General features: G+C 71.2%; 3 protein-coding genes. All 3 read left to right on the forward strand.

The window, feature by feature from the left end:
* Window positions 1-316 precede the first annotated feature (316 nt).
* Genes ACIQIB_RS39110 through ACIQIB_RS39120 form a run of 3 tightly spaced genes read left to right on the forward strand, consistent with a single transcriptional unit; the run spans window position 317 to window position 5,536 of the window.
* A complete protein-coding gene (locus ACIQIB_RS39110) occupies window positions 317-3,148 on the forward strand; it encodes an AAA family ATPase (RefSeq protein ID WP_400764196.1) in 2,832 nt (943 codons plus the stop codon).
* Between the two features lie 52 nt (window positions 3,149-3,200).
* The gene (locus ACIQIB_RS39115; protein WP_400764198.1) at window positions 3,201-4,775 is read left to right on the forward strand and encodes an FAD-dependent monooxygenase; all 1,575 of its coding nucleotides are present in this window, start codon (window positions 3,201-3,203) and stop codon (window positions 4,773-4,775) included.
* Window positions 4,776-4,801: 26 nt separating this feature from the next.
* Window positions 4,802-5,536 (forward strand): FMN-binding negative transcriptional regulator, encoded by a 735-nt coding sequence (locus ACIQIB_RS39120; protein WP_400764200.1) that lies wholly within the window; start codon window positions 4,802-4,804, stop codon window positions 5,534-5,536.
* Window positions 5,537-5,626: the final 90 nt, after the last annotated feature.

The raw sequence follows: 5,626 nt of genomic DNA on the forward strand, positions 1-5,626 counted from the left end.
AGGGGCTGGCTCGGACATGGAGGTGAGCCTAGTCGGCGCCAGCCGCACTGGTTCCAACTCCCGTGACCAGGTTCCAACTAGCGTGTCACGGCTCACGGGCCGTCACCCTGCCCATCACCGACCCCACGAACCAAAACGGGCCGCCGGAAGATCCGACGACCCGTCACGAAAGATCGAGGCTAAGTGACGTGACGCAGGTCTCATTGATCTGATCACCTCATCGACCCGAATTCGTAGTTCTCCTGACATAGGAGATCACGCATACTGTTTTGTGTGATGGTCTGAAGTCTGCTGAGCTGTGCGACGGGGGTCGGGGATGTTTGTGGGGCGGCGTGATCAGTTCGCCGAACTAGTGGAAGCACTTTCAGCCAGTCGATCGGGCGAAGGCTCGATCGTGCTGCTGTCCGGGTCGGCCGCGGCCGGGAAGACGGCGATTCTGCAGAAATTTCAAAGAGCCTCTGTGGAATCCGCCGCCGCCTTTCTGAAGGCCAGCGGATCGACGCAGGAACGCGGGCTCCGATTCGGGGTCATGCGTCAACTGCTGATGCGGATGAGAGTCCCGTCCGCCGCCTGCGAACGGGCCAGGGCACTACTGGACGAGGGTCTGCGGGCGCTGGACGAGGCGCACGCAGACCCAGCGGCCGGCGACCGGGTGATGTTCGGCCTGTGCGAGGTGGTTCTCGCGCTGTCCGAAGCCGTTCCGGTCGTGGTCGTGGTGGACGACGTCCACGAGGCGGACGCGGAGTCGCTGCGCTGCCTCAACTACCTCGCCCGGCGGGTCTCCACCGCCAGGGTGATGGTGGTCCTCACCGAGCGGTCGGACTTCCGGATGGCGTACGCGGGCGCCCGGGCTGGCTTCACGCGGCAGCCGCTCTTCCGGGAGATCCGACTGCGCGGCCTCACCACGGGCGAGGTACGCGAGCTCATGGCCGCCGAACTCGGCGAGGCCGTCGCCGACTCGCTCGCCGAGGAGTGCGCCCGGGTGAGCGGCGGGAACCCGCTGCTGGCCACCGCCCTGGTGGAGGACCTGGCCGCCGCTCCCGGCGAGGACCGGCGGCTGGTCACGGGGGAGTCGTTCGGCTTCGCCGTCGTCGACTGCCTCCAGCGCCTCAATCCCGAATCCACCGAACTCGCCCACCGGCTGGCCGTGTACGGCGCCGAGGCGTCGACCCTGACGCTCGGGCAGTCCTGCGCCCGGGTGACGGCCCGCACGGTGACCGAGCTGCGGGCCGTCGGCCTGGTCACCGACCGGGGCTTCCGCAGCCCGGCCGCGGCCGCGGCCGTACGGGCCGAGGTCCCGGCCGAGGACGTGGCGCGGTACCACCGCGAGGCGGCGGTCCTCCTGCGGGACGCGGGCGCCGAACCACGGCTGATCGCCGATCACCTGATGGCCGCCGGACAGCCCGAGCCGTGGGCGGTCGGACTGCTCCAGGAGGCCGCGCAGACGGCCCTGGACGCCTTTGACTTCGCCGGCGCGGTCGGCCTGTTCGAAGCGGCCCACCGTGCCAGTACCGACCCCGGCCAGGCGGCCAGGCTGCTGCTGTGGCGCTCCCGGGCCGCCTGGCAGGTCGACCCGGTCCTCGCGCTGAGCAGGCTGCCCGAGCTCACGGCCGCCCTGGAGGCGGGGCAGTTGCCGGTCCGGGAGGCGTCCTCGCTGATCAAGGACCTCTTCTGGCACGGCTGCATCGACGAGGCGGCCCGTGTCCTGGAGCTCGCGGTCGACCTCTCGGCCGCCTCCGGGGAGGACGACGTCGCCGAGATCCACTACCTGCGGACCTGGCTGTCCGCGATGTGCCCGCCGCTGCTCGAACGCGCCTTCCCCGAGCCCGAGGCCGCGCCACCGGCCGAAGCCCGGCGGCCGGCCGTCCCGGCCAACGTCGCGGCCGACACCCGGCTCCAGGCGGCGACCACGCTCTCCAGCGTCTTCAAGGACGGACCCGTCCCGAGCGCCGTCTCCGGCGCGGAACACGTCCTGGAGCGGTCCCCGCTCGGCCCGGTGACCCTGGAGCATGTCAACCTCGCGCTGATGGCGCTGTTCTACGCCGACGAGCTGGACCGCGCCCAGGCCTGGTGCGAGGAGCTGTTCGCCGAGGCCCGCTCGCGCGCCATCCCCACCTGGGAAGCGGTCCTGGTGGCGTTCCGGGCGCAGATCCACATCGTTAGCGGCGACCTGCACGCCGCCGAGACGGACTGCGCCCACGCCCTCGAATGGCTCGCCCCGCGCAGCTGGGGACTGGGCATCGGACGGCCGCTCGCCAGCTCCGTGTACGCGCTGACCGCCATGGGCCGCTACGAGGAGGCGCAGGCCCGGCTCGCCCAGCCGGTACCCGAGGCGATGTTCCAGACCCCGTTCGGGCAGCAGTACCTCTACGCGCGCGGCTACTACCTGCTGGCCACCGGGCGCTTCCGGGCCGCCCACGGTGACTTCATGGCCTGCGGCCAGTCGCTCCAGCGCTGGGGCATCGACCCCGGCACCGTGGTGCCCTGGCGGACCGCCACCGCCGAGGCCTGGCTCGCCCTGGGCGAGCCGAAGCGCGCCGTCCCCCTGCTGGAGAAGGAGCTCGCCCTGCACGGCGCCAGCCGCCCCAGGATCCACGGCAAGGCGCTGCGCCTCCTCGCGGGCACGGTCGAGCCCAGGCGCCGGCTCCAGATGCTGCGGCAGGCGGTGACCGGGCTCGAGGCCTGCGGAGGCAAGCTCGAACTGGCCTACGCCCTGGCCGACCTGGGCCGGACCCACCACGTGCTCGGCCAGTCGAGCCGGGCGCGGATGGTGATCCAGCGGGCCTACCGGCTGGCCAAGCAGTGCTCGGCCGAGCCCCTGTGCTGTTCCCTCCTGCCCGAGGTCCAGACGGGCGAGGAGGAAGCGCAGCCCAGGGCCGTCACGGCTGGGCCGCCGGCCCTCGCCCCGAGCGAGGAGGAGGCCCTCACCGAGGCCGAGCAGAGGGTCGCCGTCCTGGCGGCCGAAGGGCACACGAACCGGGAGATCGCACGCCGGCTGTACGTCACGGTCAGCACGGTCGAGCAGCACCTCACCAAGATCTTCCGCAAGCTCAACGTGGCCCGTAGGTCGGACCTTCCGCTGCTGGTCACGGGGGAGAAGGCCACGCGATCGCTGGCGTCGTATGGCCGTCCGGCAATGGGGTGGTAGGGGCACGCTAGGGGTACGGACGGTGGACGCGCCTCCCCTAGCGTGCCGAGGTGTGAACAACGCGAAAATCGCCGGCGCGCCCTCGACGGGTGCGACCGCGCCTCACCCCGCCGTCCTCATCACCGGAGCCGGTCCGACCGGCCTCACCCTCGCACTGGAGCTCGCACGCCGCGACGTGTCCGTGCGGATCATCGAGAAACTGCCGGACTTCCGCAGCGCCTCCCGGGGCAAGGCCGGAATCCAGCCCCGAACCCTGGAGGTGTTCCACGACCTCGGCGTGATCGACCGGATCCTCGCCTCGGGCACCCAGCGTCTCCCGTTCCGCCGGTACCGCCGGGATCAGCTGATCAGCGAGACGATCCCGTACCTCGGCAATGCCCCGACCGCGGACTCCCCGTTCCGCCGGCTGCACTTCATGCCGCAGTCGCGGGCCGAGGAGATTCTCCGGGAACGCCTCGCCGAATACGGCGTCACCGTCGAACTCGGCACCGAGCTGGTCGAGTTCGAGCAGGACGGCGACCGCGTGACGGCCCGCCTGGAGACCGCGGACGGCACCGAGCGGGTCGAGGCGGACTATCTGGTCGGCTGCGACGGCGGGCGCAGCTTCGTCCGCAAGACGCTGGACATCGGGTTCCCCGGGTTCACGGAGGACGAGAAGAAGCTCCTGGTCGGCGACGTCGAGATCGAGGGCCTCCCGGCGGACGCCTGGTACCAGTGGCTCGACATGGACCTCGGCGTGCTGATGCTCTGTCCGCTCAGGGGCACCCGGTCCTGGCAGATCCAGGCCACCCCGCCGCCGGACGAGAACGGCCAGCCGAGCGAGCCCTCGATCGAGGCCCTCCAGCGGGCCGTGGACCACGTCACCGGGATGCCGATCCGGGTCACCGCGGCGACCTGGCTCTCCGCCTCGCGGATCAACGTGCGGATGGCCGAGAAGCTGCGCGTGGACCGGGTGTTCATCGCCGGCGACGCCGCCCACGTGCACCCGGTGCTCGGCGCCCTCGGGGCGAACACCGGCGTGCAGGACGCCTACAACCTGGGCTGGAAGCTGGCGCTCGCGGTGCAGGGGGACGCCGGCGCGGACTCGGCGCTGCTGGACACCTACGAGGAGGAGCGCCTCCCCGTTGCCGAATGGACCCTGCGGACCAGTACCGGCAGCACCCAGGCCGTCTTCCAGGAGATGCTGCACGGGACCGGCGGCGCCGAGGTGGGGCTGACCGAGGAGACCCTGCAGTTCGGCCTGAACTACCGCGAGAGCTCCCTCAGCTGGGGCATCGTGGCGGAGCACGCGGTGCAGGCGGGAGACCGCGCCCCCGACTCCCACTGCCTCGACCTGGACGGACAGGTGGTGCGGCTCTTCGACCTCTTCCGGGGCCCGCACTTCACGCTGATCGGCTTCGGCGCGAGCTGCGGCGAGGCCCTGGCCGCCGTCCGCGAGGCCGGACTGCCGGGGATCCGCACGGCGGCGCTTGGGGAACTGCCAGCCGCCTACGGCCTGTCGGCGGAGAGCCTGGTGCTGGTCCGGCCGGACGGGTACGTCGCCCTGATCGCGCCGCACGACGGCGGCGCCACGGTGGTCGACTACCTCACCGGGCTGCACCGGGGCCGCGCCCTCGTCCGCCGCTGACGACCCGACACCGACAGGAGCCAACGATGGTCTACCGTCCCGACTACTTCAGCCCGCACAGTCTCGAACAGCAGTGGGACCTGATCGAGGAGTACCCCTTCGGGCTGATGGCGCTGTCCGTCAACGGCCGCCCGGCGGCCGTCCAGGTGCCCTTCGTCCTGGACCGGCACGCCTGGCCGTACGGGAAGCTGCGCGGCCACCTCTCCCGGGGCAACCCGATCGCGCAGGAGCTCGCCAACAACGTCGAGGTCGTGGTGGTGTTCACCGGCCCGAGCGCCTACGTCTCGCCGGACAACTACGCCTCCGAGCCCCACTTCCCGACCTGGGCGTACGCGGGGGTGCACGTCACCGGCCGGCCCCGGCTGCTCGACGACGTCCGCACCACCCGGCAGCTGGACGACCTGATCGAGGACCAGGAGGCCCGGCTGGCGCCGAAGGAGCCCTGGAAGCTCCCCCGGCGGGCCAGCGCGCTGTTCGACGAGTACCTCCAGCTGATCCAGGGCTTCGAGATCCCGATCATGCGCGTCGACGGTGTCTTCAAGCTGGGCCAGAACAAGAACAAGGAGGACATGCGCTCGCAGGCCCGGGCCTACCGGGCCAGGGGGACCGAGAACATGGACCGGCTCGCCGACTACATCGAGAAGTACAACAACCTGGAGCCAGAGCCAGAGCCAGAGCCAGAGCCGGGGCTGCCGGCCTCGGCCCCGGCCGCAGCCGCAGTTCCGGTGCCGCGCCCGCCCAAGTCGGGTCCCGCCTCCTAGCTTGATCTTTAAGCAGTGACCTCGAACGGGCTGCCGAACTTGATCACTCGTATCGGTAACTCCCGTACATGGAAGCGGCCTTCGCCTGAT

This window comes from Kitasatospora sp. NPDC092286 (genome assembly GCF_044755565.1).
Classification (GTDB): domain Bacteria; phylum Actinomycetota; class Actinomycetes; order Streptomycetales; family Streptomycetaceae; genus Kitasatospora.